Raw genomic sequence first — 25,561 nt, forward strand, 5'->3', positions numbered from 1 at the left:
ATTATAACGAATTAAAATAAGTATCTAAATGACTCATACGTTTATTAACCCAAGTGGTTAAGTAGGTGTAATGGTCTTGATTAGAGGTGTCGTTTAGCTTATTGATCCAGACTAATTGTTCGCGTTTATAGATGTTTTCTGTGGTAAATCTGTTGTAAATGGTTTCAATTTTAGACAACAAATTGTCATTACTAAACTGATTAGCTCTTAAAGCGGTCCATCTTTCTTTAAGCTTTTGGTTATAATTATTAGGGTTTAATTGTATTAATCTATTAAACAAGCCATTTCCTAAAATATCGTTGGTGTAATTTTCGCGTTTTCCATCCTGAATAATACCCATAACACCATCTAAATCCCAAGCCACAAAAAAATACGGTTCGCCAGTAGTGTACTTTCCTAAATAATAGTTTTTACCCAAATTATCGGTAGCTCTCACCACATTTATAAAAAGGTAATAATCAATAACATTATCTATTTGCACATGCTTGTCTATGTTATTAATGAAGTCGTTATCAGATCCATTAACCACTAGATTAACAAAGTCTGAAAGGTTTTTCCAATCAGCTTCATAATCTATTAAAGGGTATTCTACCCTAAAACCAGCCCAATGCGGAAACAGGTTATTATACTTGGGTGCTTTAGTAAAATCTGGTCCACCATCGTAAGAATTAGCTTTATACAATTCTCCATAAATCGTTTTTTTGTCGTGTTTTTTAAGCTTCAATTGCTTTCTATCTACAGATTCTGAAAACTGATACAATCCATAATACTGGTTATTTTTAAAGACCTCAACATACTTGACCTCAAATCCACTTTTGGCTTTAGGTTCTTTATCTGCGTAATAAGGCTTATGGACTTTGGTCCATAATTTTGTAGAGATATGAGAGCGCAAACGTAAAGGCTCGTTAAACATACCATCCAAAATCCAATCGTCGTCAGATCGCATCCCTTTAAATTTTAGGTCTTTGCTATCTTTGGTAATACTATCTGTCCAAAACTCGATATCATAAGACTTTTTAGGAAAGGTTAGCGATAAATTTCCTCTGTGTCTCACTCCCATTAAACTTTTTTTGTATTCACCCTTATTGTAATAGGTAAAATATCCAGGAATTTTAGAAAATCGGTCTATTTTAGAGGTATCGATTGTAATATGAATTAGTGGCAATTTTGTGATAAACAAGGTATAACTGTTTCCATTTGACACTTTATATTGATTGGTATAAGATAAGTTTGAAGAAGCGTCTTCAAGTGTATAAATCTTGTCAAATTTTAAACTGGTTATTGTTTTATGTGAAGAAACAATAGAATCTAAATTAGAAGTGTGCCAAACAATAATTTTATTGTTATCATCCACACCAAAACTACCTTCTTCAGCAACAATATCTTGAGCATAAGTATGAACAAAGCAAATTAAAAGTAGTACCTGAATTATATGTTTCATTTAGTAGTATATGTAGATTCTTTTGGTAAAATAATGAATATATTTTGTATTCTGTTGTAGATGTTAAATTTTACTAATTTTAAGATTAAAGAACTGTTAACAACTAAGGTTTTTATTCCTCATAAATAATTGTATTTTTACGCTTAATAAAACCAAATCAAATTAATGGGTAAAATCATTGCAATTGCCAATCAAAAAGGTGGTGTAGGAAAAACAACAACCTCAGTAAACTTAGCTGCTTCACTGGGTGTTTTAGAGAAAAAAGTGTTGCTAATTGATGCAGACCCACAAGCCAATGCAACGTCTGGTTTAGGCATAGATGTCGAGTCGGTAGACATAGGTACCTATCAATTATTAGAGCACACCAATAGTGCTAAACAAGCCATAGTTAAAACCGAAACACCAAACCTAGATATTATTCCTGCTCATATAGATTTGGTAGCTATAGAAATAGAATTGGTAGATAAAGATGAGCGAGAATATATGCTTAAAAAAGCATTACAAGACATAAAAAACGATTACGATTTTATATTAATAGATTGTGCACCATCCTTAGGATTGTTAACGCTTAATGCCTTAACTGCTGCAGATGCAGTCATCATTCCAATCCAATGCGAATATTTTGCATTAGAAGGCTTAGGCAAATTATTAAACACCGTAAAAAGTGTACAAAAGGTTCATAATCCTGAATTAGATATTGAAGGCTTATTACTAACCATGTACGATTCGCGTTTACGCTTATCTAACCAAGTGGTAGAAGAAGTACAAAAGCATTTTAACGATATGGTTTTTAAAACCATTATACAACGTAACGTTAAACTAAGTGAAGCACCAAGTTATGGCGAAAGCATTATAAATTATGATGCCTCTAGTAAAGGTGCTAGTAATTACTTAAGTTTAGCTAAAGAAATTATTACAAAAAACTCCTAAATTATGGCGAAAGCGACAAAGAAACAGGCTTTAGGACGTGGACTTTCAGCATTATTAAAAGATCCAGATAACGACATACAATCTGCAAAAGATAAAAACGCAGATAAAGTAATTGGTAACATTGTCGAATTAGATTTGAATTCGATAGAGATGAATCCGTTTCAACCACGTACCAATTTTAACGAAGAAACCCTTCGCGAATTGGCATCTTCTATAAAAGAATTAGGTGTTATTCAGCCTATAACAGTGCGTAAATTAGGGTTTGAAAAATATCAATTAGTCTCTGGTGAGCGTCGTTTTAGAGCCTCTAAATCAATTGGATTAGAAACCATTCCTGCATATATCAGGATTGCTAATGACCAAGAAAGCTTAGAGATGGCGTTAGTAGAAAATATACAACGTCAAGATTTAGATCCTATTGAAATTGCATTGTCATACCAACGTTTAATTGACGAAATCCAGTTAACTCAAGAGCAAATGAGCGAGCGTGTTGGTAAAAAACGTAGTACCATTGCTAACTATTTGCGTTTATTAAAGTTAGACCCAATTATACAAACAGGTATACGTGATGGATTTTTAACTATGGGTCATGGTCGTGCGATTATTAATATTGAAAACCAAACCACTCAATTAGAGATTTACGAGAAAATTTTAAGCGAAAAACTATCTGTTAGAGCCACTGAAAATTTAGTACGTCACTACAACTCTACCAGTGAGGTAAAGGTACCAACTAAAAAAGAAACCGAAGAATTGCCAAAATATGTTAAAAAAGGCATCACTGCGTTTTCAGAATACTTTGGACATAAAATTGACGTTAAAGTATCCAGCAATGGTAAGGGAAAAATAACAATTCCGTTTCATTCTGAAGAAGATTTTAATCGAATTAAAAAGCTAGTTCAAGGTGCTAAATAAAGCCTCCATTTTTACTTTAATATGTTGTTTATTAAGTGCATTTAGTATCGCTCAAGACACAGAACCTGTAAAAGACACTGATACTACAGAGCAAATACAAGAGATTCCTAAAGTTTTAAAACAGAGACAACAAAAGATTAGTGACAAACCAGTCGTTATCGACTCAACTGTTTTAAAACCAACTAGAGCATACGACCCTTTGTCGCCTTCTCGCGCTGCATTTTATTCTGCCATATTACCAGGTTTAGGACAAGCCTACAATAAAAAGTATTGGAAAATACCTATAGTTTACGCAGCATTAGGAACAGGAATTTATTTTTATATTGATAACAATAAAGAATATAATCGTGCTAGAGATGCTTACAAAAGACGTTTAGCAGGTTTTAGTGATGACGAGTTTCAAGGTAGGTTAACTGACGATGGTTTAATTGAAGCGCAAAAAACCTTGAGACGAAACAAAGAGCTATCTTTACTAATTACTGTTGGTATCTATGCACTAAATATAATAGATGCTAATGTCGATGCACATTTACTTCAATATAACATTAGCAACGATTTAAGTTTAAAACCACATTATAAAATAGAAGAATTTGATAATTTAGGTCGTGTGGGTTTAACTTTAAATTTTCAGTTTTAATAATAGATTTATGAAAATCGCTTTACTAGGCTATGGTAAAATGGGAAAAGCAATAGAAGCTATTGCTATACAACGTGGTCATAATATCGTCATAAAAACCTCAGAGCAATCTGGTTATGACATTACTGATGCAGACGTAGCTATAGACTTTAGCGTCCCTTCTGCAGCATTCAATAATATTTCAAACTGTCTTAATAATAAAGTTCCCGTCATTTCTGGAACTACGGGTTGGTTAGAACGATACAACGACGTAGTTTCGCTTTGCGAAAAACAAAAAGGAGCTTTTATATATGCGTCTAATTTTAGCTTAGGTGTAAATATCTTTTTTGAGCTAAATAAAGTATTAGCTAAAATGATGGCAAAAGTTGACGATTACAACGTTGACATTGAAGAAATCCATCACACGCAAAAACTTGACGCACCTAGTGGTACTGCAATAACTTTGGCTGAAGGCATTATTAGTAACAACCAAGCCTATAAAGCTTGGAAGTTGGATAAGAGTGAAGACAAGACTGTACCAATAACCGCTAAACGTATTCCAGAAGTACCAGGAACGCATACTATTACCTATAACAGTACTATAGAAACTATTAAAATAGAACATAAAGCACACAGCAGACAAGGTTTTGCTTTAGGAGCTGTTATTGCTGCAGAATGGTTAGTAGGTAAAACTGGGATATTCTCTATGAAAGATGTGTTAAATATTGGGTAACCTAAAAAAAAATGTTAACATTTGTACATATCAAAATAAACTACCTCATTAAAAATATATTATGAACGGAACAAATTGGATTATCTTTTTCTTTGTTATTCAGTTTTTACACGGATTAGCAACTTGGAAATTGTATGTAAAAGCAGGCAGAAAAGCTTGGGAAGCGTTTGTACCAGTTTATAACGCTGTTATATTAATGAAAATTATTAACAGACCTTGGTGGTGGACTATTCTTCTATTTTTACCTATTGTAAACCTAATTTTATTTCCTGTGATTTGGGTAGAAATAGCTAGAAGTTTTGGCAAAAACTCTGCTACAGACACCTTTTTAGCTATTTTCACATTAGGGTTTTACAGTTTCTATTTAAATTATGTCGCTAAAGATATTCAGCATATCAAAGACAGAGATTTACATCCAAGAACAGAATTAGGAGATTGGGTAAGTTCTATCTTATTTGCAGTTATTGCTGCTACTATAGTGCATACGTATATTATTCAACCCTTTGTTATACCAACATCTTCTCTAGAAAAAACCTTGTTAATTGGTGATTTTTTATTGGTTAGTAAAGTGCATTACGGTCCACGTACACCAGGAACAACGGTAGCGGTACCAATGATTCATGATGCTATTCCTGGTACAACAACACCATCTTATCTTAAAAAACCGCAATTACCAATGTTTAGATTGCCAGCATTTGAGACCATAAAAAACAATGATATTGTGGTTTTCAATTGGCCTGTAGATACTTTGGTGGATATTAATAATCCTTATGGAGAAGTGCGTTACAAGCCTGTTGACAAAAAAACAAATTACGTTAAACGTTGTGTTGGTATACCTGGTGACACACTTACGGTTAAAGATGGTTATGTGTACATTAATGGTAAGAAAAACGAATTACCAGATCGTGCAAAGCTTCAGTATTTTTATTTAGTTGAAACTAAAAACCCACTATCTCAGAGCTTTATAAATCAATATAAGTTAACAGAATGGGGACAAGTAAAAAGCATTAGCACCAAGCAATGGAATAATGAAAAAGTACAAAATGTAATTAGAACTAATAATATTGCATTAGATGTTGTAAAACAAGATTCTATTAAAACTATTGTATTGGGTAATGTCGATGAAAAACTGATGAAAATTATTGGTATGGATTACGACAGAAATGCGTTATATGCTAACCTAACCGATGAATTAGCTGAAACGATGCGTTCTGACCCATCAGTTACAAATGTCAAAAAAGATATTTCTTCAAGTAAAACCGAACAGTTATTTCCTAAATCTCCAGATTACACATGGAATAGAGACTTTTTTGGACCAATATACATTCCAGAAGCTGGTCAAACGGTAAAATTAAATTTAGAAACTTTACCACTTTACAAGCGTATTATTACTGCTTATGAAGGTAATACACTAAAGGTTAATGGTAATCAAATTATCATAAATGGTAACGTAACAGACTCGTATACGTTTACACAAGATTACTATTGGATGATGGGAGACAACAGACACAACTCGCAAGACGCAAGAATGTGGGGTTTTGTACCATTTAATCACGTAGTAGGTAAACCTGTTTTTATTTGGATGAGTTGGGATACTAATGGTGAAGGTATCAACAAAATACGTTGGAATCGACTATTTACAACTGTTGGTGGTAGCGGTAAACCTGTTTCTTATTTAATACCATTTTTAGTAATATTGGGTGCCATTATTGCTTTTAATAAATTTAGAAAACGTAAGAAAGCTGCTTAAGGGTTGATATGTATTTTGGTGATTTGGTTATTTGTTGATTTACTAAAACTTAAAAAAACAACATGTATACTTATAGCTTCGAAAAATTGGAAGTTTGGATTGAGTTTAAAGAACTTTCAAAATCAATTTATGCATTAACTAAAAAATTTCCGTCTGATGAAAAATTTGGATTAATTTCTCAATTAAGAAGAGCAAGTGTTTCTATTTGTTCTAATATAGCTGAGGGTTCAGCTAGAAAAACAAATAAAGACAAAGCACATTTTACAACTATGGCTTTTAGCTCTGCAGTGGAAGTTTTGAATCAGATTATAATTTCCTATGAGTTAAATTATATTAACTCTGAAAAATATTTTGCGCTAAGAAAATCTATAGAAAGTATAACAAATAAACTTAATGCGTTAAGAGCTTACCAAATCAACAAATAAACGCATTATCAAATGAAGAAGATTCTACTCCATCCAACATACTTCCCTAGTATCGCGCAATGTGTAGCAATTGCTAATGCTGAAGAGTTAATTTTTGAAATGCATGACAACTTCCAAAAGCAAACGTATAGAAACAGAGCGTATATTTATGGTGCTAATGGAAAATTACAATTAAGTGTTCCAATAATACATAGTCATAAAGAGCGACAGTTATACAGAGATGTCAAAATTAGTGACGTAGATAAATGGCAGCTAATACACTTGAAAAGTTTTGAAGCTGCTTATAGAACATCTCCATATTTTGAATTTTATGAAGACGACTTCCAGCCTCTTTTTAAATTAAAGTCAGAATTTATTTTTGACCATAATTTAAAGTGCTTTGAAGTCATTTCTGAGTTTTTGCAGTTAGACTTAAGTCCCAAGTTTACAAATACATTTGAAAAGACACCATTAGACTTAAAAGATTATAGATATTTAGCCAATGCTAGACAGGAAAAAAATATAGTTTTAGACCCATACACACAAGTGTTTAATGATAAGCATGGCTATATTAATAATCTGAGTGTTTTAGATTTATTATTTAATGAAGGAACTAATGCTCTAACCTATTTAGAATCTCAAACCCTACCTGATGTATAGACCATTAATACATTACGGAATTCACTTTGGGTTACCGCTTGTAATTGCGCTGCTATTTTTTAAAAAACAGTGGAAAAAAGCGACTTTAATAATGCTTTTGGGTATAATCATTGATGTAGACCATTTACTAGCCACACCAGTATTTGCTCCAAACAGATGCAGTATCAACTTCCACCCTTTACATACTTATTATGCTTTAGCAGTTTACCTAGTATTGCTTATTCCAAACAAAACCAGACTTATTGGACTAGGATTAGTTATACACATTATTGCAGACATCACTGACTGTTATTTAATGAGTCATTAAAAAGAAATTCGAGCCATAATAGGATAATGGTCAGAATACTGAACATCATAAGTTTTAAAACTATTGATAGTGTAAGATTTATCAACTAATATAAAGTCTATTCTTAGCGGAAAAAATTTGAAGTTATATGTACGTCCAAAACCATTACCTTGTTGTTTAAATGCATCTATCATATCTGCTTTAATGGTTTTGTATACATAGGAAAACGCAGAGTTATTAAAATCACCAGAAATGATGACTTTATACGGACTACTATTTTTGTGTTTCAAAAATAGTTCAGCTTGACTTTGTTGTAATTTAAAGGTCTCTCCTATTCCGTTAATTAACTTTTCAGAATTTTCGGTAGTTAAACTTTGTACTCGTGGGTCGATGCGTAAAGATTGTAAATGCAAATTATACACTCTAATAGTATCGTTACCTTTAACTATATCCACAAATATGGCATTATTAGCAGTATTGGGAAACTCAATAGAACCTGAGTTAACTATAGGATATTGAGAAAAAATAGCTTGTCCTATTTTTGTTTTTTTTCCTTCTAATTTTTCGTATTTATATTTATAGAAAGAAAAGTCGATATCATCTTGTAAATGATACTCTTGTAAACACAAGACTTTTGGATTTTCTTTTTTAACAAATTCTACTAATTTTTGGTCTATGTCTTTACTAGGAATCCATTCATATAAATTAAACAAACGCACATTATAATTCATAATGGACAAGCTTTCTGTACCATCTTCCTCCCAGTTAGAAAATTTATATAACGATCCAAATAAAAAATAACCAATTGTAACGACAATAAGGGATAATAGGAGTTGTTTTTTTATTTTAAACAACCAATACACAAAGAACAGTACGTTAAGTAATATTAAAAATGGCACACCTAAACTTAGTACAGATAGTGTAGCAAATGTCTTTGGTGGTATATTAGGTAATACGTAGGAAAGTAGTAACAAAAACGCTGCAATAGAGTTTATGAAGAAGATAATTTTTTCAAAAAACGTTAAGTTTTTCATTTCCCTGCTTTAAATAAAAATTCCTTTTCGTCTTTAGATAGACTATCGTAACCACTTTTACTTATTTTATCTAATATAGCATCAATTTTTTTCTGATTATTTAGTTGGTTAAACTCTTCTTTTTTATAGCCAGCAACGTTACCCTTTTGTTTGTGTACGGTTTTCATTTTAGGCGTTTTGCTAGCTTTAAATAGGCTAGTCATCCAATCCATAAACCGACCAAAACCAGTACCAATATCATGTCCCATAGCTAATTGTTTTGCATAGATAAAACCTAAAGCTGCTCCACCTAAATGTGCTAAATTACCACCAGCATTATTTCCTCCAATAATATTTAGAACGTCAAAACCAATCAACACTGCACCTATCCACCATAACTTCAAATTAAACGTAAAAAATCTAATATCCTTGTCTGGCATATAAGCACATAAAAATATTAGTATAGCTCTTACACCAGCAGAAGCACCAAGTAAATATGCAGAAGTGGCGAACACTTTGGGTATAACATTATATCCAAATAAAAAGGCTAATCCACCAGCAATAATACCCATAAAATAGATGTTTAAAGCCATTTTTGGATTGAATAAATTTAACATGATTCTACCTAAAAAGTACAACCAAAGCATATTAAACAAGACATGAAACAAATCAAAATGCAAAAAACCATATGTAATAATAGTCCATGGTTTGTACAAAAAATCGTAAAAATCACTTGGTAAATGTAACCACTTAAAAACTCCAGGAACAAAACGTCTAAAAATTACAGCAAATAAAAAAACAACACTATTAATAGCTATTATTTTTTCTAAGACATTTAGCCTTGCATATTTATATTTTAATTGTTCTATCTGATTCATTTATTGATCCCAACGGTATTTGTTCATGCTATTTTTTTTCCAGTACCACATAATAATAAAACCAATAATTGCACCACCAACGTGAGCCAAATAAGCAGTATTGCTTGGGCTGAAAAACGATTGTCCTGTAAACGCAGAAATAACATCTAAAATTATAATTCCTGGTATAAAGTATTTTGCTTTAATAGGAATTGGTAATAATATCAGCATTAATTCTGCATTAGGATTCATTAATCCAAAAGCAGCTAAAATACCCATAATACAACCTGAAGCTCCAACCATTGAGCTATTATATGCATTATAAGCATCTTGTAAACTAATAATTAATTCTGAAGAAACACCATTTAAAATTTTACCAGTATCCATCATATATTTTATCTGATTTGTTGATAAACCAGATTCTAAAGCTTGATTATAAGCTGGAAAATAATCCCAATAATAACCAGCTAACTGGAACAATACAGCTCCTATTCCTGCAGAAAAATAAATGAACAAAAACTTATTACGTCCCAAACGTTGTTCTACAGGTGAACCAAACATCCATAGCGCAAACATATTAAATAGTAAGTGTGTAAATCCACCATGCATAAACATATGAGTTACCACTTGCCAAGGTTTAAAAGTATCACTAGCAGGAAAATGCATAGCGAATAAATCGTAAAACAGACGTCCATCTCCAACAGTTATAGTACCCACAAACATGATTATATTTATTATAATCAAATGCTTTACCGTATCTGTTATTCTCATCATAGTTTACATAAATTTTTTATCTAACTCATCCACAGTCATGGTGATAAATGTGGTTTTATTAGTAGGTGACACATTAGGTTCCTTACAGGCAAATAAACGATTTACTAAATGTTCTTGCTCTGGGTTGGTTAATGTTTGTCCTGTTTTTATTGCTAAGCTTTTCGCCATAGATTTTGCTAACAAATCTGTAGCCGAAAAATTACTATCTGGCACTTCGTTTTCTACATCACTAATCAATTGCTCTAAAATAATAGACACTTCACTTTCTGGAACATTTACTGGTACTCCAGTAATTTGAACGGTTTCATCTTTTATAGATTGAAATATAAAGCCTGTAGATTCTAAATCTTCTTTTAATTGATCAATTAATGCTATTTCTTGCTTAGAAAAATGTAACTCTAACGGAAAAAGTAACTGTTGACTCACACCTTCCTTAATAGTAATGTGTTGCAAAAATTCTTCATACAACACACGTTGATGTGCACGATGTTGGTCAATAACTAACATACCAGACTTTATGGTACTAATAATAAATTTGTTGTTAAGCTGATATGTGGTTTGCTTTTGCTCGACATCTTGTTCATTTTTGAAAATAGATTCATTTTCTGGCTCGCTTTCAAAATGTACTTCACTAAAATCTGTATGTGTTTTAGTACCTTTAGATTCTAAACCTACATACAAACTTTCCCAATTAGCGCCTACGTCTTTTTTATAAGTTTGAGTATTTCTGGTCTTTGATGTTTCGTCTTTAAACGGATTAAAACTTTGATCGACCTCTATGGTTGGTGTTCCTTTTTGTTGATAGCTATAAGGCGTATCTAAATTGGCATCACGCTCAAAATCCAACACAGGTGCTATATTAAATTGTCCTAGACTATGCTTAACAGATGAACGTAGAATGGCATAAAGCGTATGCTCGTCATCAAACTTAATTTCTGTTTTTGTTGGATGAATATTGATATCGATACTTTGTGGATTAACCGTTAAATTTAAATAATAACTTGGTTGTGCACCATCTTTTAATAAACCTTCAAACGCCGAGTTAATAGCATGGTTTAAATACGCACTTTTAATAAAACGGTTATTAACAAAGAAAAACTGCTCGTTTCTAGATTTTTTAGCGAATTCTGGTTTACCTACAAATCCAGAAATGGTTAAGACTTCGGTTTCTTCCTCGACAGGAACTAGTTTTTCGTTGGTTTTGGTTCCAAAAATATTGACAATACGTTGTCTGTAATTACTAACTGGTAAATTAAAAGTTTCGCTTCCATTAGTAAACATAGAAAATCCGATACTTGGATGCGCTAATGCTACACGATGAAACTCGTCAATAATATGACGTAACTCAACAGAATTAGACTTTAAAAAATTACGTCTAGCAGGAATATTAAAAAAAAGGTGTTTAACAGATATTGAGGTACCTTTTGGTGTTACAACCACTTCTTGAGATTTAACCTCACTACCTTCAATAACTAGTTCTGTACCTAAGTCTTGTTGGTCCTGTTTTGTTTTTAGCTCCACATGTGCGATAGCTGCAATACTTGCTAAAGCTTCACCTCTAAAACCTTTAGTGTGTAATTGAAATAAATCGTCTGCTGTGCGTATTTTGGAGGTGGCATGACGCTCAAAACTTAATCTCGCGTCAGTGGTACTCATCCCTTTTCCGTTATCAATAACTTGAATTAAGGTTTTTCCAGCGTCTTTAATTATAAGTTTTATGGTAGTTGCTTCAGCATCAATAGCATTTTCTAACAGCTCTTTTACAACTGAAGCTGGACGTTGCACGACCTCTCCTGCTGCAATCTGGTTAGCAACGTGATCTGGTAACAATTGAATGATATCTGCCATACGATTAGTTAGGGAAGAATATGGATAAATCGAATCCTATAAGCAAGAAAAATAAAAACACTAGAATAGCTACAATCAATAAAATACGTCGATTGGCTTCTCTATCTGGATTGCTTTTTAGTTCGTTTAAAGCATTATTAAATTTACCTTTTAAGCCAGGATTTTCACCTACAGTGGTTCTGTGTTCATCAAATTTATGTTTGATTTCAAACGGATTACCTTCACCTTTGTAAAATCTAGGTGTGTAATCGAATCTTTTATTTTTTCTTCTAGACAGAAATCCCATAACTTATGGTCTATTTAATTTTTGTTTCTAAGTAATACATTAAAATGGCTAATAATGCTAACACGCCTAAAAGCAGAAATAAAGTATAATTTTTTCTGTTACTGGACGTTGTTCTTCTAGCATCATTCCAACTAGAGTTCATGCTTTCTTTAAGCTTTGTAGCAGAATTGTTGTCTTTAGAAAAGCGTGTTTGGTAATTGAACTTTTTATTTTTCTTCTGAGTGAACAAACTAGAATAGTTTTAATATATAATCTACTCAAAAATACTGAAAATACTACAGAACCTTAGGTTCTGAATGCTAAAAATTGTTAACAAGTTGTATCGACCAGTAAGTTATTGTTTTGAAATAACAAGTAGCAGAATAAAACGATAAACCAATTACTAAATTCTAAACACTAATTTTTAAGCGTTTCTACGTAATTCAGCCATTTTTAAAGCTGCAACAGCTGCTTCCACACCTTTATTACCGTGTTTTCCACCAGAACGATCAATTGCTTGTTGCATCGTGTTATCTGTTAATACACAGAAAATGACTGGAGTTTCACGAGTAATATTTAAATCTTTAATACCCTGTGCTACAGCCTCACAAACAAAATCAAAATGCTTGGTTTCGCCTTGAATTACGCTACCAATTGCAATAACAGCGTTAACCATTTGCTCTTGCATTTTTTTACAACCGTAAATCAACTCGTAACTTCCTGGCACATCCCAAACCACAATGTTATCTGGTTTTACTCCATGTTCTAAAAGCGTGTTTTTTGCGCCTTCTAATAAGCCTTGGGTGATGTTATCGTTCCATTCTGAAACAACAATCCCAAACCGAAATTGCTTTCCGTTTGGGATTGATGCTTTATCGTATGCTGATAAATTTGTTGTAGCCATAGTCTAGTTTGACATTGCTTGTGCTTTTCCAATAAACACTTCAACTTGAGTAGCTTCTGGTGATTTTGGATAGTTATCTTTTATTTTATTAAATAAGTCTAATGCTTTTGATGCTTGACCTAAATTTAAAGCAGTAACACCAGCTTTAAATAAGTAGGTTGGTGCTGTAAAGTCGTTTTGACGTAAGTTAGCAGCTTCTGTGTAATACTTTAAAGCATCTTCAGCTTGATTTAATTGTATAAATGCGTCGCCAATTGCGCCTTTAGCCATAGGTGCTAAAGCTTCGTCATCACTTTTAAATTTATCTAAATAAGCAATAGCTTGCTCGTAATTTTTAATGTTTAAGTAAGCCATTCCTGCATAATAATTAGCAAGGTTTCCAGCTTGAGTCCCACTATACTGATCAGCAATATCTGTCATCCCTAATTTACCTTCTCCTCCAGATAAGGCTAAATTGTATAGAGAGTCTTGACCAGATGAAGCAGTAACTGCTTCGTTAAAAAACTTTTGAGCTTGGTACATCTCATTCATAGCTTCACTTTGTTTAGGCTTAGCTATAAATTGCTGGTATCCTAAATATGCTAAAGCTAATCCAGCTACGACACCAATAACTATAAAAATATTTTTCTGATTTTTTTCTACAAACTCTTCTGCTTTGTTAGCAGATTCATCTAAGGTATTAAAAACTTCTGCTGTTGCCGAGTTTTCTTCTACTTCAATTTCCTTTTCTACTTTTGTTTTTGGTTTGTATCCTCTTTTCTTGTAAGTCGCCATGTTCGTTTTATTAATGCGCACAAAAATATAATTTTTCTTTATAAATAAAAGGTTATTATTTGATAATTTTCAATAATTTGCACATCCTTATCAGGCTATTCTTAATAAAGCACATTCTTTTAGCACTAATTCTATGATTTTAAAGTCTTTATCGCTTTTAAACTATAAAAATTTTGACTCCAAAACCTTCTCGTTTAACGAGACTATAAATTGTTTGGTAGGCAATAATGGTGTAGGAAAAACTAATGTGCTGGATGCAATTTATCATTTATCCTTTGGTAAAAGCTATTTTAATCCAGTAGCCAAACAAAACATCAAATACGACCAAGATTTTTTTGTAATCAATGGTGAGTATGACAAAGACCAAAAGACAGAAAACATAGTAGTTAGCTTAAAAAAAGGACAGAAAAAAATTATCAAGCGTAATAGTAAAGTTTATGATAAATTTAGTGACCACATTGGCTTTTTACCGTTGGTAATTATTAGTCCAGCAGATAGAGATTTAATTACAGAAGGTAGTGATACTAGACGTAAATTTATAGATGGTGTGATCAGCCAAAGTGATAAAAGCTACTTAAGCAGTTTGATTAACTACAACAAAATCCTGTCTCAACGCAACTCGTTGCTAAAATATTTTGCGGTAAATCACACCTATAATAAAGATACTATTGATGTTTACAATCAGCAATTACAACAATACGGATCAGAGATTTTTGAAAAACGAAAATCATTTTTAGACAATTTCATCCCTTTATTTAAAGCACGCTACAAAGCAATAAGTAATAATAATGAAGACGTGTCCTTAAATTATAAAAGCGATTTATTTGAAGATGATTTAGTCACACTTCTAAATCAATCTATTAATAAAGACAAGGCACTTCAATACACAAGTGTTGGGATACATAAAGACGATTTAGAGTTTAATATTGGTGATTATCCTATTAAAAAATTTGGAAGTCAAGGACAGCAAAAATCGTTTTTAATTGCCTTAAAACTGGCTCAATTTGATAGTATTAAAGCTATTAGTGGAGATAATCCCATTTTACTTTTAGATGATATTTTTGATAAGTTAGACGAAACACGTGTGGCACAAATTATAAAATTGGTGAATGATGAAAATTTTGGACAAATTTTTATTAGTGATACACATGCAGAACGCACTGAAAATGCAGTAAAACAAGTGCATCAATCTTATGAAATATTTAAACTGTAGAGTTGAAAGTATTTAAAGTTTAAAGTTTATAAAGTTGCTTACTCGGACTTGTTATTGTTAGTAAAACGAAGCAATCTGTTTAAAAATAGAATTATTAATTAAAAAGAAAATCCACTGGAGTTTATATTAAGCGCAGTCGAAATACGGAAACTGAAGATGAAAAAACTATACTACATACTACTCATCTTAATAGTAAGTTGTACTAAAAATCCAAAAGATTTTAAACAACACATTACTGGATATTGGGAAATTAAAGAAGTGACACTAAATGATGGCACTAAAAAACAATACAATTTTAACAATACTATTGATTATATTGAAATTAATGACACTACAGGATTTAGAAAAAAGATGAAACCTAACTTAGATGGAACATTTCAAACCTCAAATAATTTAGAACGCTTTACTGTAAAAGTTGAGAATGACAGTTTAAACTTATATTACAAAACACCTTTTTCTAATTGGAAAGAAACCATTTTACATGCTAATAACAATCAATTACAAGTTATAAATAAGAATAAAGACTTATATTTATATCAACGCTACACACCTATTACCTTAGACTAATGCCAAAACGCAATAACACCATATTAAATATTTCTGATGCTTTAAAAGATTTTGTAACCGAAAACAATTTAGAGAAAGGATTAGACAAAGTCAATGTTAGAGAGGCTTGGGCTAAACTTATGGGAAATGGTATAAACAATTATACCACAGCAATAGAATTAAAACGAGATACGCTTTACATACAACTTAGCTCTAGCGCTTTAAGAGAAGAGTTAAGTTATGGTAACCAAAAAATAATAGCCTTATTAAACGAAGAGTTGGGTAAAGAGATTATTAAAAAACTGGTTTTAAGGTAATTGAAAAAAATTCAACAATGCGAATATTTTTTTGAAATATTTTAAAAATAATGTTCAGTTAACATTATATATTCTATCTTTGAAACTATTATTAACAAATTTTTTTATTACAATGGCTCAAGGCACAGTAAAATTTTTCAATGATTCAAAAGGATTCGGTTTTATAACTGAAGAAGGATCAGACAAAGACCATTTCGTACACATCTCTGGACTTATCGACGAAGTTCGTGAAGGAGATACTGTAGAATTCGACTTACAAGAAGGAAGAAAAGGTATGAACGCAGTAAATGTAAAAGTAGTATAATTATATATTTTCTATTTCAATCTTTACACAAAAGCCTTTCCATATGGAAAGGCTTTTTTTGTGTCAAAACGTAATTAATTGAAAATAAACCAAATAAATAGCTTGTATTAAATTTAATGGCACCATCTTTGCAACCAATTAAATAATTAATATTAAATTTTATTACAATGAGTAAAGGCACAGTAAAATTCTTCAATGACTCTAAAGGTTTTGGTTTCATAACAGAAGAAGGTGTAGACAAAGACCATTTTGTACACATTTCAGGATTAATCGACGAAGTCCGTGAGGGTGACGAAGTAGAATTCGACTTACAAGAAGGTAAAAAAGGATTAAACGCAGTTAACGTTAAAGTAATTTAACAACTACCATATATCTTTAAAAGTAAAAGCCTCTCCAATTGGAGAGGCTTTTCTTATTTGATAACATTTGTAAACTAAAAAAATCCAGCTAAACGCTGGATTTTTTAATTCTATAATTGTTTTAAGCTTAAAACATCTCGCGTCCAGAAAAATGGAAAGCACCTTCAATAGCTGCATTCTCATCGCTATCACTTCCGTGTACTGCATTTTCTCCTATAGAAGCTGCATATAATTTACGGATAGTCCCTTCTGCTGCATCTGCAGGATTAGTTGCACCAATTAGGGTTCTAAAATCCTCAACTGCGTTTTCTTTTTCTAAAATTGCTGCAACAATAGGACCACGTGTCATATACTCTACCAACTCACCAAAAAATGGTCTTTCGTTATGTATCGCGTAAAATGCTTCAGCATCTTGCTTAGTCATGTGTGTTAATTTCATTGCAACGATTCTAAAACCTGAAGCGTTAATTTTTTCTAAGATTGCGCCAATATGCCCTTTTTCAACAGAGTCAGGCTTAAGCATTGTAAATGTTCTGTTAGTTGCCATTTTTTAATTTTATATTATCTAATTCATTTAAAAAACAAGCCTTATTACTTTTCTAAAAAGCGCTTGTTAATTTTGTGCAAAAGTAAGGTATTTATTAAGAAAAACAATATTATCCATTATTAAAAATTTGTATATTCGTCTGCTATGAAAACACAAGAAATTTCAGAATTAAAAACACTGCTAAATTCGCCTAAAAAAATTGTAATAGTTAGCCATAAAAATCCAGATGGAGATGCTATTGGCTCTAGTTTAGCGTTGTTTCATTACCTAACAAAAACTAACCATTTAGCTACTGTTATTGTACCAAATGACTATCCAGATTTTCTAAAATGGATACCAGGTCAGGATTTAATTTTAAAATATGAATCTCAGCAGGAAGATTGCAATCAAAAATTAGAGGAAGCAGATCTTATTTTTGCTTTAGACTTTAATGCGTTTCATAGAACAGGAAACATGGAAACTGTTTTAACTAACAATACAGCATTGAAAATAATGATTGATCACCATCAACAACCTGATGGATTTGCCAAATACACTTATAGTGATGTTAGTATGAGCTCTACCTGTGAGATGGTTTATAATTTTATTGACTATTTAGATGGTTTAAAAATCATCGATAGCAATATTGCAACTGCCATTTACGTTGGTATCATGACAGATACTGGATCTTTTAGATTTAGATCAACCACAAGTGCAACCCATAGGATAATTGCTAGTTTAATAGATAAAGGTGCAGATAATACCATGATACATAATCAAGTGTACGACACCAATAGCTACAACCGATTGCAACTATTAGGTTGTGCGCTAAGTAATCTAAAAGTTGTACCAGATTCTAGAGCTGCATATATCACTTTATCGCAACAAGAGTTACAGCAGTTTGATTATAAAAAAGGAGATACAGAAGGATTTGTAAATTACGCCTTATCATTAAACAACGTCGTTTTGGCAGCTATTTTTATTGAAGATTTGCAGCAAGGCATTATTAAAATTTCATTACGATCTAAAGGTGATTTTTCTGTAAATGAAATGTCAAGAGCGCACTTTGAAGGAGGAGGACACACCAATGCTGCAGGAGGAAAAAGTGACACGACTTTAGATAAAACCGTTGAAAAATTTATTAGTATATTACCACAATACAACATTGCATTACATGAAGCATAACCTAATTATATTAATAATATTATTAACCACAGTTTTTGGTTGTAAAACACCTGAAGCCCGTAAACCTGTTTCTGTAAATTCTGGGTCTTTTATAAATGAATCTGTTGAACGCAACAAAGCATTAAACCAAAAAGAAACAGAGGTTATTGAAGCTATTATGGCTAAGCAACCAGAAAAAAATTATCAAACCTCAGGTAACGGTTTTTGGTATTATTATAATACTAAAGTTGAAGATAGTACAGCTACACCAGAGTTTGGTGACCTAGTAACGTTTGATTATAACGTCAAAGACCTTAAAGGAAACACTATTTACACTAAAGAAGAACTTCAAACACAACACTATGCAATGGACCAACAAGAGTTGTTTAGTGGACTTCGTGAAGGCTTAAAATTAATGCAAGCTGGCGAAACTGCTACATTTATTTTTCCATCTCAAAAAGCTTATGGTTATTATGGTGATGAAAATAAAATAGGAACCAACATTCCAATAATTTGTGAAGTTTCTGTACATTCGATAACCCAAAAAGAATAGAAATAAACCCAATTTAATACAATGAATAATTTAATTAACACAATGAAATTAATAATTATTGCACTTATGGTAAGCCTTTCAAGCACGTCTTGCCAAGATAAATACCCAGATTTAGAAGACGGATTATATGCCGAAATTGTAACCAATTACGGAACTATGGTTGCCAAATTGTATTACGATAAAGTACCAGTAACCGTTGCCAATTTTGTTGGTTTAGCCGAAGGAACACACCCAAAGTTAGCAGACACCTTAAAAGGAAAACCATTTTATAATGGAGTAATTTTTCATCGAGTAATGGACAAATTTATGATCCAAGGTGGTGACCCAACTGGAACAGGTATGGGTAGTGCAGGTTTTAAGTTTTATAGCGAGTTTGACCCATCATTAAGTCACAATAAAGCAGGAATTTTATCTATGGCTAATTCAGGTGGTGTTAACACTAATGGAAGTCAGTTTTTTATAACCGAAGTCCCAAGAACAAATCTAGATGCCTTTTTAGCAGATGGTAGTTTAAAAAATTGTAATGCACCAAGAACTAGTTGTCACCCAGTATTTGGAGAATTGGTATTAGGATTAGATGTACAAGACACCATTTCTAATGTGCCTGTTGCTGGACCAAGAGGGACGACACCTGTAGACGATGTTGTGATGCAACAAGTTAATATTATCCGTAAAGGAAAAGACGCTAAAGCATTTGATGCAGCAAAAGTATTTACAGAGCAAGAACCGTTACTACCAAAAAAATTAGAAGATCTAAAAGCAGAAATGCAAGAAAAAATGAAAGCTCAAGCTAAAGAAGCAGCTGATAAGTTTATTAAAGACAATATTGATAAAAAAGGGGAAGTAAAAGAGTTTTCAACTGGATTAGTAATGATTTTAGATGCTAAACCAAATGGTGTTACACCAAAAGCATCAGACAGAGTGTTAATAGATTGTACTGGTTATTTAGAAAACGGAACATTTTTCTGGACAACAAAAGCAGAAGATGCTAAAAAAGCAAACCAATACAATGAAGATGCAGACAAGCAAGGTGCTTATAAACCGTTTGGTATGCCTTATAACGAATCTGCTACTTTAGTACCAGGATTTAGAGAAGCGATGTTAAATATGGATATTGGTGACAAAGCCAGAATATTTGTACCAAGTTATTTAGGTTATGGTGCATCTGGTAATGGACCAATTCCACCAAACGCTAATATCATTTTTGATTTAGAATTGGTTGGATTGGAGAAAAAATAGAATACAATAAATATAAATACATTAAAAGCACTCTTCGGAGTGCTTTTTTGATTTAAATACTTTGAGTTTTAGTTTAGTTTCTAAAATGTCAAGTGTGCTTTATAATTAATTCATTCATAATAGTATTATTTGTTATAACTTAAAAAGTACACTCCAAAAAATTTCATAACTTTCCAGTCAACTAACTTAAAATTTACAACCTTATGAAATTAGGAGCCTTCTCAATAAGCCTTGCAGTTAAAGATTTAAATACCTCTAAAGCTTTTTACGAAAAATTAGGGTTTAGCGTATTTGCTGGACAACCAGAAAAAAATTATCTAATTATGAAAAATGGGAATTCCCTAGTAGGATTATTTCAAGGGATGTTTGACAATAATATTTTAACTTTTAATCCTGGTTGGGATGAAAGTGCTAATAAATTAGAAGATTTTGATGATGTTAGAAGCATCCAAAAACATTTAAAGCAATACAACGTCCCTTTTATAACAGAAGCTGATGAGAACACCACTGGTCCTGCTAGTTTTGTGGTTTTGGATCCAGATGGAAATGCTATTTTAATAGATCAGCATGTATAAAGTAGCTAATTGCTACTACTCTACAGGAAAATCAAAATATTGATTACGGAAAGGTTCACCTCTTAATGTAAAGTGCCACCACTCTTGCGGATAATTTCTAAAACCATTAGTCAACATCACCTTTTGTAATAATTGTCTGTTAGCTTGTTGCTGTTTACTTAGATTTTTATTGTCAACCCAAGATTCTGTACCAAAAAAGTCATAAGGTGTTCCCATATCCAACTCTTCTCCAGTTTCAAGATTTATAATAGTTAAATCTAAAGTACTACCACTACTGTGTCTAGATTTAGAAGCAATATAACCCTCTTTAAATAGATTTTTCTTTTGCACATTAGGATAATAGTCTTGTTTTTTTAGGGTATCGTTAACTTGTTTAGCCCAACGCACAAAATGGTCAACTGCTCGTTGTGGTCTGTAAGCATCATAAATTTTTAATCCTAACCCTTGTTTTTTTAGTGTATCTTGTACCTTTTGTAAAGCTTTAGCAGCTTGAGTTGTCATAATAACCACTTCTTTATTGTAACCATCTATCTGCTGTCCCACAAAATTATTGTCGTTACAATATCTTAATTCCACAGCTAAGTCATCAATAATATCCTGAGCATAAACAAAACCTTCACGTAATTGTGCAGTGCAAATGATTGTAAAAAATGTTAGTAAAAGTGCTAGACTAAACTTCATGATTAATTATTTATAGGCTAAATTTAAAAAATAAAAATCAACTAAAGATTGTCATGCTATTTAATGAAGAAATAAAGCTGAATTTACCAGATGCAGAAATAAGCTACTTTCCAAACTTTTTTAATCAAGAAGAAGCAAATCAGTTTTATAAAGTGTTATTAAATGACATCCCTTGGCAACAAGATGATATAACAATTTTTGGAAAAACCTACGCACAGCCTAGACTAACTGCTTTGTTAGCAGATAATAACAAACCCTACAGCTATTCTAATATAACCATGCATCCACACGTATTTGATTCCGCTTTAAACGAAATAAAAAAACGAGTAGAGCAACACGTTGGAATAACTTTTACCACATGTCTTGCAAATTTATACAGAGATGGACAAGATAGTAACGGTTGGCATGCAGATAACGAAAAAGAATTAGGTAAAAATCCAACAATAGCTTCGGTAAGCTTTGGTGAGGCTAGGTATTTTAATTTAAAACACAGACATAACAAAAATCTAAAACAAAAACTATTGCTAGAGCATGGTAGTCTATTATTAATGAAAGGCGAAACACAACACCACTGGTTACATCAAATTGCAAAAACTAAAAAAGTAGTGAAACCAAGAATTAATTTAACGTTTAGAATCATTAAATAAGGATAAAACATTAGGTATTAACTGTAAATAAGTGGATGAGATTCCGTTTAAAGTCAGAGATTTTAAAACCAACAAACTTTTATACGGACTGCATGCTTTAAAAATTTTAAAGATGGGATCCCAACTGTTGTTGGGATTTATGTGACCAACAAGCTATAATTCGCGCTTTGCGCTTTTAAAGCTTGGGTCTTACAAACATAAAAGCCAAGGTCCCTCAACCTTGGCTTTTTGCTATTTGGCATCTTTTGTATTAGGTTAGATTTAGGGTCTCTATATCAACTTAATGGATGCAAATATTAATTAATTAATCCATTGAACTAAAAAGTATGTAATTCTTAGTACGTGTCAAACATAAAACTTATTCTTATAGTTTGCGATAAAAAACATTATAAATCGATGAAATGCATAAAATTTTAACATTTATCGATTAAAATATACTAACTATCGTTTAAAAACACTTTTTTAGCACACTATTTTTTTAATTTGCTTAAAAAATTAAATGTAAATTTGAACGTTATAAATAAAGTTTTGGCACTTAATTTGAATACTTAGTATAAATTTTTTTATATGAAAACCTATCTTTTAGTTCTACTCACTTTGTGTTCTGTTTCTGCAATTGCTCAAGAACAGGACTATTCATCTCAAGACTTAGTCATTAATAAACATATAGAAGGTACTTTATTGCTTCCCAATAATAAAGATAAACCCAATCTAGCTATTATAATTGCTGGATCTGGACCGACAGATAGAAACGGAAATCAGAATTTTTTAAAAAGTAATACCCTAAAAAAACTAGCTATTGGTTTAACCAATAATAATATTGCAACTTTTAGATACGATAAGCGCATTGTAAAACAAATACGAGAAAACAACGTAGACAAAGACATTATGTTTGACGACTTTGTTACTGATGCTACATCTGTCATAGACTATTTTAAACTGCAAGGCAAGTATAATAAAATATTTATCGTTGGGCATAGTCAAGGTAGCCTGGTTGGCATGCTTGCAGCAAAAGATAGAGCTGATGGTTTTATATCCTTAGCTGGAGCTGGCCAAACTATAGATAATGTTATTTTAGAACAAGTCGAAAAAACTGCTCCTCAATTTACTGAAGATACCAAACGTGTGTTTAAAATTTTAAAAGAAGGAAAAACAACTACAGATTACCCTATAGCTTTATCATCAATTTTTAACTTAGACGTTCAAAAATTTATAATGAATTGGATGACCTATAATCCAGTAGAAATAATGAAAACTTTAGATATGCCTTCATTAATCATTAACGGAACCAAGGACTTACAAGTTAGCGAAGCTGAAGCTACGCTTTTAAAAGACGCATCACCTAAAGCAGAATTAAAAATTATTGAAAATATGAATCATGTGCTAGTGACTATTCTAGGTGATGATCTAGAAAACTCAAAATCTTATAACGAGTCACAAAGACCTTTAGCATCAGAGCTTATTGATAGCATAGTTTTGTTTATCAACAAATAATCAAACAACCCTATATAAAACAGAAAAAGCATCCTAAAAGGATGCTTTTTCATACTAACCAACCAAAAATATGATAATTACCACTCGTTTCTATTAGGTAACCACACCTAGAAAGAAAGTCATCATAAGTAATTACACTTTCTATATTACAATTGTCGTGCCAAATCACTGATAATTACACGTTTAAATGTTAAAAAAACACTAAAATTATTAATAGAAAAAGCACCCAAAAAAAGGGTGCTTTTTCATACTAACCAACCAAATGTAATCATTACTCGTTTTAGTTAAGGTAACCACACCTTGTATTAAAAGTCATCATAATTGATTACACACTATACAAATCAATTCTTGTGCCAAACTTTATTTTTAAACCTTTTGTTAACCATTTTATTTGATTATTTTGCGATAAATAAACTAACATTATGAGTGAACCACTATTTACTAACGACACCGTTATTTTTGGCGTATTGATGCTAGCTTTAGGTTTGATTTTTTATACCGAATCATTAAAAGGTGGCTTTTGGGAAAAATTTTATAAGATTGTTCCAGGTCTATTTATGGCGTATATGCTACCAGCAGTATTAACAACCATTGGATTAATTGCTCCAGAATGGGAAACTACTACTGATACTGGAGAAGTTATTAAACATAAAACCAATTTGTATTATGTGGCTAGTCGTTACTTACTACCTGCTGCTTTAGTATTAATGACCTTAAGTATTGACCTAAAAGCTGTTTTTAATTTAGGATGGCGTGCTTTAGTTATGTTTTTTACAGGAACAATTGGGATTGTCATTGGTGGTCCAATTGCCATATTATTAATTTCTATTTTCTCTCCAGAAACTGTTGGTGGAGCTGGTCCAGATGCTGTTTGGAGAGGCTTGTCCACACTAGCAGGAAGTTGGATTGGTGGTGGAGCCAATCAAACTGCTATGCTAGAAATTTTTGAATATAATCAAGCAGAATACGGTAAAATGGTTTTTGTCGATATAGTCGTAGCTAACATTTGGATGGCACTTTTATTAATAGGAATTGGAAAACGTACCAAGATTAATAAATGGCTAAAAGCAGATACGTCTTCTATAGAAGAACTAAAAGAAAAAGTCTCTACTTTTTCTGAAAGTGTAAAACGCAATCCGTCACTTACAGATTTAATGATTTTAGGAGCTATTGGTTTTGGAACAGTAAGTATTGCACATTTAGGTGCTAATTTTTTAGCTCCATTTTTTGGCGAAGTGGTCTCTAATATAGAATCACCAACTTGGAAAAACACACTTACTTTTTTAGATAGTACTTTTTTCTGGATGATTAGTATTGCTACTGTAATTGCAATAGTGCTATCCTTTACAAAAGCACGAAACTACGAAGGTGCTGGAGCTAGTAAATTTGGAAGCGTTTTTATCTATATTTTAGTTGCAACCATCGGAATGAAAATAAACATTGCCTCAATTTTTGACAATTTAGGTTTAATAGCTGTTGGATTAGTCTGGATGACAATTCATGCTATACTTTTAATAGGTGTCGCTAAATTAATTAAAGCACCTTATTTCTTTTTAGCTGTTGGAAGTCAAGCCAATGTTGGTGGTGCAGCATCTGCTCCAATTGTAGCGTCTGCATTTCATCCTTCTCTAGCAACGGTTGGTGTCCTTTTAGCAGTTGTTGGATATGCTGTAGGGACTTTAGCCGCAATTGGTTGTACTATTTTAATGCAATTAGCTGCAGGAGGTTAGTATTTTTGTGATATTTATTTGATATTTGCCCACGCTTAAAAACAAG

31 protein-coding genes are annotated in these 25,561 nt (G+C 32.0%); 20 read left to right on the plus strand and 11 right to left on the minus strand.

Features of this window, described 5'->3' with window-relative positions:
- Position 1: 1 nt before the first annotated feature.
- A complete protein-coding gene (locus Ollyesu_RS01290) occupies positions 2-1,441 on the minus strand; it encodes a CotH kinase family protein (RefSeq protein WP_279302012.1) in 1,440 nt (479 codons plus the stop codon).
- Positions 1,442-1,606: 165 nt separating this feature from the next.
- Here Ollyesu_RS01290 and Ollyesu_RS01295 point away from each other — a divergent pair, with 165 nt between their 5' ends.
- The 8 genes from Ollyesu_RS01295 (at position 1,607) to Ollyesu_RS01330 (ending at position 7,753) form a co-directional block, all read left to right on the plus strand.
- Positions 1,607-2,371, plus strand: coding sequence for an AAA family ATPase (locus tag Ollyesu_RS01295; RefSeq protein ID WP_279302013.1), 765 nt, complete (start codon positions 1,607-1,609; stop codon positions 2,369-2,371).
- Positions 2,372-2,374: 3 nt separating this feature from the next.
- On the plus strand, positions 2,375-3,283 hold the full coding sequence (locus Ollyesu_RS01300; protein WP_279302014.1) for a ParB/RepB/Spo0J family partition protein: 909 nt from the start codon (positions 2,375-2,377) through the stop codon (positions 3,281-3,283).
- Entirely contained in the window at positions 3,273-3,920 is a 648-nt protein-coding gene (locus Ollyesu_RS01305) for a DUF5683 domain-containing protein (RefSeq protein ID WP_279302015.1), read from the plus strand. Before Ollyesu_RS01300 ends, Ollyesu_RS01305 begins: the two co-directional genes overlap by 11 nt.
- Before the next feature lie 10 nt (positions 3,921-3,930).
- Entirely contained in the window at positions 3,931-4,632 is a 702-nt protein-coding gene (gene dapB, locus Ollyesu_RS01310) for a 4-hydroxy-tetrahydrodipicolinate reductase (RefSeq protein ID WP_279302016.1), read from the plus strand.
- A 61-nt stretch (positions 4,633-4,693) separates the two neighbouring features.
- Positions 4,694-6,382, plus strand: coding sequence for a signal peptidase I (lepB, locus tag Ollyesu_RS01315; protein WP_279302017.1), 1,689 nt, complete (start codon positions 4,694-4,696; stop codon positions 6,380-6,382).
- 62 nt (positions 6,383-6,444) lie between these two features.
- Positions 6,445-6,807, plus strand: a complete 363-nt coding sequence (locus tag Ollyesu_RS01320) for a four helix bundle protein (protein ID WP_279302018.1) — start codon at positions 6,445-6,447, stop codon at positions 6,805-6,807.
- A 12-nt stretch (positions 6,808-6,819) separates the two neighbouring features.
- A complete protein-coding gene (locus Ollyesu_RS01325) occupies positions 6,820-7,446 on the plus strand; it encodes a WbqC family protein (protein ID WP_279302019.1) in 627 nt (208 codons plus the stop codon).
- On the plus strand, positions 7,439-7,753 hold the full coding sequence (locus Ollyesu_RS01330) for a DUF6122 family protein (RefSeq protein ID WP_279302020.1): 315 nt from the start codon (positions 7,439-7,441) through the stop codon (positions 7,751-7,753). The genes Ollyesu_RS01325 and Ollyesu_RS01330 overlap by 8 nt, the downstream gene beginning before the upstream one ends.
- Here Ollyesu_RS01330 and Ollyesu_RS01335 read toward each other — a convergent pair.
- The 8 genes from Ollyesu_RS01335 to Ollyesu_RS01370 form a co-directional block, all read right to left on the minus strand.
- Positions 7,750-8,766, minus strand: a complete 1,017-nt coding sequence (locus Ollyesu_RS01335) for an endonuclease/exonuclease/phosphatase family protein (protein WP_279302021.1) — start codon at positions 8,764-8,766, stop codon at positions 7,750-7,752. The two genes, Ollyesu_RS01330 and Ollyesu_RS01335, sit on opposite strands and share 4 nt — an antisense overlap.
- Positions 8,763-9,623, minus strand: coding sequence for a rhomboid family intramembrane serine protease (locus Ollyesu_RS01340; RefSeq protein WP_279302022.1), 861 nt, complete (start codon positions 9,621-9,623; stop codon positions 8,763-8,765). The genes Ollyesu_RS01335 and Ollyesu_RS01340 overlap by 4 nt, the downstream gene beginning before the upstream one ends.
- On the minus strand, positions 9,624-10,376 hold the full coding sequence (locus Ollyesu_RS01345; protein ID WP_279302023.1) for a rhomboid family intramembrane serine protease: 753 nt from the start codon (positions 10,374-10,376) through the stop codon (positions 9,624-9,626).
- Between the two features lie 3 nt (positions 10,377-10,379).
- The gene (mutL, locus tag Ollyesu_RS01350) at positions 10,380-12,224 is read right to left on the minus strand and encodes a DNA mismatch repair endonuclease MutL (RefSeq protein WP_279302024.1); all 1,845 of its coding nucleotides are present in this window, start codon (positions 12,222-12,224) and stop codon (positions 10,380-10,382) included.
- 4 nt (positions 12,225-12,228) lie between these two features.
- Positions 12,229-12,510, minus strand: coding sequence for a riboflavin synthase subunit beta (locus Ollyesu_RS01355; RefSeq protein WP_111658919.1), 282 nt, complete (start codon positions 12,508-12,510; stop codon positions 12,229-12,231).
- A gap of 10 nt (positions 12,511-12,520) precedes the next feature.
- Positions 12,521-12,739, minus strand: a complete 219-nt coding sequence (locus Ollyesu_RS01360; RefSeq protein ID WP_279302025.1) for a hypothetical protein — start codon at positions 12,737-12,739, stop codon at positions 12,521-12,523.
- A gap of 174 nt (positions 12,740-12,913) precedes the next feature.
- Positions 12,914-13,393, minus strand: coding sequence for a 6,7-dimethyl-8-ribityllumazine synthase (gene ribH / locus Ollyesu_RS01365; protein WP_279302026.1), 480 nt, complete (start codon positions 13,391-13,393; stop codon positions 12,914-12,916).
- A gap of 3 nt (positions 13,394-13,396) precedes the next feature.
- Positions 13,397-14,167 (minus strand): tetratricopeptide repeat protein, encoded by a 771-nt coding sequence (locus Ollyesu_RS01370; RefSeq protein ID WP_279302027.1) that lies wholly within the window; start codon positions 14,165-14,167, stop codon positions 13,397-13,399.
- A 133-nt stretch (positions 14,168-14,300) separates the two neighbouring features.
- On the opposite strand from Ollyesu_RS01370, the gene recF reads away from it, so the two are divergent.
- The 5 genes from recF (at position 14,301) to Ollyesu_RS01395 (ending at position 16,906) form a co-directional block, all read left to right on the plus strand.
- Entirely contained in the window at positions 14,301-15,380 is a 1,080-nt protein-coding gene (recF, locus tag Ollyesu_RS01375) for a DNA replication and repair protein RecF (RefSeq protein WP_279302028.1), read from the plus strand.
- 156 nt (positions 15,381-15,536) lie between these two features.
- On the plus strand, positions 15,537-15,947 hold the full coding sequence (locus tag Ollyesu_RS01380) for a lipocalin family protein (protein ID WP_279302029.1): 411 nt from the start codon (positions 15,537-15,539) through the stop codon (positions 15,945-15,947).
- Entirely contained in the window at positions 15,947-16,243 is a 297-nt protein-coding gene (locus tag Ollyesu_RS01385; RefSeq protein WP_279302030.1) for a DUF721 domain-containing protein, read from the plus strand. Before Ollyesu_RS01380 ends, Ollyesu_RS01385 begins: the two co-directional genes overlap by 1 nt.
- Before the next feature lie 112 nt (positions 16,244-16,355).
- Complete coding sequence (locus tag Ollyesu_RS01390) at positions 16,356-16,547, plus strand: cold-shock protein (RefSeq protein WP_111658912.1); 192 nt, start codon at positions 16,356-16,358, stop codon at positions 16,545-16,547.
- A 167-nt stretch (positions 16,548-16,714) separates the two neighbouring features.
- Positions 16,715-16,906 (plus strand): cold shock domain-containing protein, encoded by a 192-nt coding sequence (locus tag Ollyesu_RS01395; protein ID WP_279302031.1) that lies wholly within the window; start codon positions 16,715-16,717, stop codon positions 16,904-16,906.
- Positions 16,907-17,033: 127 nt separating this feature from the next.
- On the opposite strand, the gene Ollyesu_RS01400 is transcribed toward Ollyesu_RS01395, so the two are convergent.
- Entirely contained in the window at positions 17,034-17,453 is a 420-nt protein-coding gene (locus Ollyesu_RS01400) for a nucleoside-diphosphate kinase (RefSeq protein WP_279302032.1), read from the minus strand.
- 144 nt (positions 17,454-17,597) lie between these two features.
- On the opposite strand from Ollyesu_RS01400, the gene Ollyesu_RS01405 reads away from it, so the two are divergent.
- The 4 genes from Ollyesu_RS01405 (at position 17,598) to Ollyesu_RS01420 (ending at position 20,963) form a co-directional block, all read left to right on the plus strand.
- Positions 17,598-18,617 carry a bifunctional oligoribonuclease/PAP phosphatase NrnA gene (locus tag Ollyesu_RS01405; RefSeq protein ID WP_279302033.1) on the plus strand — a complete coding sequence of 340 codons (1,020 nt, stop codon included), beginning with the start codon at positions 17,598-17,600 and terminating at the stop codon, positions 18,615-18,617.
- Positions 18,607-19,149 carry a gliding motility-associated peptidyl-prolyl isomerase GldI gene (gene gldI, locus Ollyesu_RS01410; RefSeq protein WP_279302034.1) on the plus strand — a complete coding sequence of 181 codons (543 nt, stop codon included), beginning with the start codon at positions 18,607-18,609 and terminating at the stop codon, positions 19,147-19,149. Before Ollyesu_RS01405 ends, gldI begins: the two co-directional genes overlap by 11 nt.
- Before the next feature lie 42 nt (positions 19,150-19,191).
- Entirely contained in the window at positions 19,192-20,388 is a 1,197-nt protein-coding gene (locus Ollyesu_RS01415) for a peptidylprolyl isomerase (RefSeq protein ID WP_279302035.1), read from the plus strand.
- Between the two features lie 203 nt (positions 20,389-20,591).
- Complete coding sequence (locus tag Ollyesu_RS01420; protein ID WP_279302036.1) at positions 20,592-20,963, plus strand: VOC family protein; 372 nt, start codon at positions 20,592-20,594, stop codon at positions 20,961-20,963.
- Positions 20,964-20,978: 15 nt separating this feature from the next.
- Here Ollyesu_RS01420 and Ollyesu_RS01425 read toward each other — a convergent pair whose 3' ends face one another.
- The gene (locus Ollyesu_RS01425; RefSeq protein ID WP_279302037.1) at positions 20,979-21,644 is read right to left on the minus strand and encodes a M15 family metallopeptidase; all 666 of its coding nucleotides are present in this window, start codon (positions 21,642-21,644) and stop codon (positions 20,979-20,981) included.
- A gap of 53 nt (positions 21,645-21,697) precedes the next feature.
- Here Ollyesu_RS01425 and Ollyesu_RS01430 point away from each other — a divergent pair, with 53 nt between their 5' ends.
- From Ollyesu_RS01430 to Ollyesu_RS01440, 3 genes are all read left to right on the plus strand, one after another.
- Positions 21,698-22,291, plus strand: a complete 594-nt coding sequence (locus tag Ollyesu_RS01430; protein WP_279302038.1) for an alpha-ketoglutarate-dependent dioxygenase AlkB — start codon at positions 21,698-21,700, stop codon at positions 22,289-22,291.
- Between the two features lie 567 nt (positions 22,292-22,858).
- A complete protein-coding gene (locus Ollyesu_RS01435; protein WP_279302039.1) occupies positions 22,859-23,785 on the plus strand; it encodes an alpha/beta hydrolase in 927 nt (308 codons plus the stop codon).
- A 422-nt stretch (positions 23,786-24,207) separates the two neighbouring features.
- Positions 24,208-25,515: a DUF819 family protein gene (locus tag Ollyesu_RS01440; RefSeq protein WP_279302040.1), complete on the plus strand. Its 1,308-nt coding sequence runs from the start codon at positions 24,208-24,210 to the stop codon at positions 25,513-25,515.
- Positions 25,516-25,561: the final 46 nt, after the last annotated feature.

Source organism: Olleya sp. YS (assembly GCF_029760915.1).
GTDB lineage: Bacteria > Bacteroidota > Bacteroidia > Flavobacteriales > Flavobacteriaceae > Olleya.

Excerpts from the sequence above, each read along its gene's own strand:
- recF (WP_279302028.1), top strand. The coding sequence starts at position 14,301 with ATGATTTTAAAGTCTTTATCGCTTTTAAACTATAAAAATTTTGACTCC.
- Ollyesu_RS01395 (WP_279302031.1), top strand. The coding sequence starts at position 16,715 with ATGAGTAAAGGCACAGTAAAATTCTTCAATGACTCTAAAGGTTTTGGT.
- Ollyesu_RS01415 (WP_279302035.1), top strand. The coding sequence starts at position 19,192 with ATGAAATTAATAATTATTGCACTTATGGTAAGCCTTTCAAGCACGTCT.
- Ollyesu_RS01435 (WP_279302039.1), top strand. The coding sequence starts at position 22,859 with ATGAAAACCTATCTTTTAGTTCTACTCACTTTGTGTTCTGTTTCTGCA.
- Ollyesu_RS01430 (WP_279302038.1), top strand. The coding sequence starts at position 21,698 with ATGCTATTTAATGAAGAAATAAAGCTGAATTTACCAGATGCAGAAATA.
- Ollyesu_RS01300 (WP_279302014.1), top strand. The coding sequence starts at position 2,375 with ATGGCGAAAGCGACAAAGAAACAGGCTTTAGGACGTGGACTTTCAGCA.
- Ollyesu_RS01335 (WP_279302021.1), bottom strand. The coding sequence starts at position 8,766 with ATGAAAAACTTAACGTTTTTTGAAAAAATTATCTTCTTCATAAACTCT.
- Ollyesu_RS01420 (WP_279302036.1), top strand. The coding sequence starts at position 20,592 with ATGAAATTAGGAGCCTTCTCAATAAGCCTTGCAGTTAAAGATTTAAAT.
- Ollyesu_RS01370 (WP_279302027.1), bottom strand. The coding sequence starts at position 14,167 with ATGGCGACTTACAAGAAAAGAGGATACAAACCAAAAACAAAAGTAGAA.
- Ollyesu_RS01380 (WP_279302029.1), top strand. The coding sequence starts at position 15,537 with ATGAAAAAACTATACTACATACTACTCATCTTAATAGTAAGTTGTACT.
- Ollyesu_RS01295 (WP_279302013.1), top strand. The coding sequence starts at position 1,607 with ATGGGTAAAATCATTGCAATTGCCAATCAAAAAGGTGGTGTAGGAAAA.
- Ollyesu_RS01355 (WP_111658919.1), bottom strand. The coding sequence starts at position 12,510 with ATGGGATTTCTGTCTAGAAGAAAAAATAAAAGATTCGATTACACACCT.
- Ollyesu_RS01325 (WP_279302019.1), top strand. The coding sequence starts at position 6,820 with ATGAAGAAGATTCTACTCCATCCAACATACTTCCCTAGTATCGCGCAA.
- Ollyesu_RS01330 (WP_279302020.1), top strand. The coding sequence starts at position 7,439 with ATGTATAGACCATTAATACATTACGGAATTCACTTTGGGTTACCGCTT.
- Ollyesu_RS01340 (WP_279302022.1), bottom strand. The coding sequence starts at position 9,623 with ATGAATCAGATAGAACAATTAAAATATAAATATGCAAGGCTAAATGTC.
- Ollyesu_RS01385 (WP_279302030.1), top strand. The coding sequence starts at position 15,947 with ATGCCAAAACGCAATAACACCATATTAAATATTTCTGATGCTTTAAAA.
- Ollyesu_RS01405 (WP_279302033.1), top strand. The coding sequence starts at position 17,598 with ATGAAAACACAAGAAATTTCAGAATTAAAAACACTGCTAAATTCGCCT.
- lepB (WP_279302017.1), top strand. The coding sequence starts at position 4,694 with ATGAACGGAACAAATTGGATTATCTTTTTCTTTGTTATTCAGTTTTTA.
- ribH (WP_279302026.1), bottom strand. The coding sequence starts at position 13,393 with ATGGCTACAACAAATTTATCAGCATACGATAAAGCATCAATCCCAAAC.
- dapB (WP_279302016.1), top strand. The coding sequence starts at position 3,931 with ATGAAAATCGCTTTACTAGGCTATGGTAAAATGGGAAAAGCAATAGAA.
- Ollyesu_RS01425 (WP_279302037.1), bottom strand. The coding sequence starts at position 21,644 with ATGAAGTTTAGTCTAGCACTTTTACTAACATTTTTTACAATCATTTGC.
- gldI (WP_279302034.1), top strand. The coding sequence starts at position 18,607 with ATGAAGCATAACCTAATTATATTAATAATATTATTAACCACAGTTTTT.
- Ollyesu_RS01290 (WP_279302012.1), bottom strand. The coding sequence starts at position 1,441 with ATGAAACATATAATTCAGGTACTACTTTTAATTTGCTTTGTTCATACT.
- Ollyesu_RS01400 (WP_279302032.1), bottom strand. The coding sequence starts at position 17,453 with ATGGCAACTAACAGAACATTTACAATGCTTAAGCCTGACTCTGTTGAA.
- Ollyesu_RS01390 (WP_111658912.1), top strand. The coding sequence starts at position 16,356 with ATGGCTCAAGGCACAGTAAAATTTTTCAATGATTCAAAAGGATTCGGT.
- Ollyesu_RS01440 (WP_279302040.1), top strand. The coding sequence starts at position 24,208 with ATGAGTGAACCACTATTTACTAACGACACCGTTATTTTTGGCGTATTG.
- Ollyesu_RS01320 (WP_279302018.1), top strand. The coding sequence starts at position 6,445 with ATGTATACTTATAGCTTCGAAAAATTGGAAGTTTGGATTGAGTTTAAA.
- mutL (WP_279302024.1), bottom strand. The coding sequence starts at position 12,224 with ATGGCAGATATCATTCAATTGTTACCAGATCACGTTGCTAACCAGATT.
- Ollyesu_RS01345 (WP_279302023.1), bottom strand. The coding sequence starts at position 10,376 with ATGATGAGAATAACAGATACGGTAAAGCATTTGATTATAATAAATATA.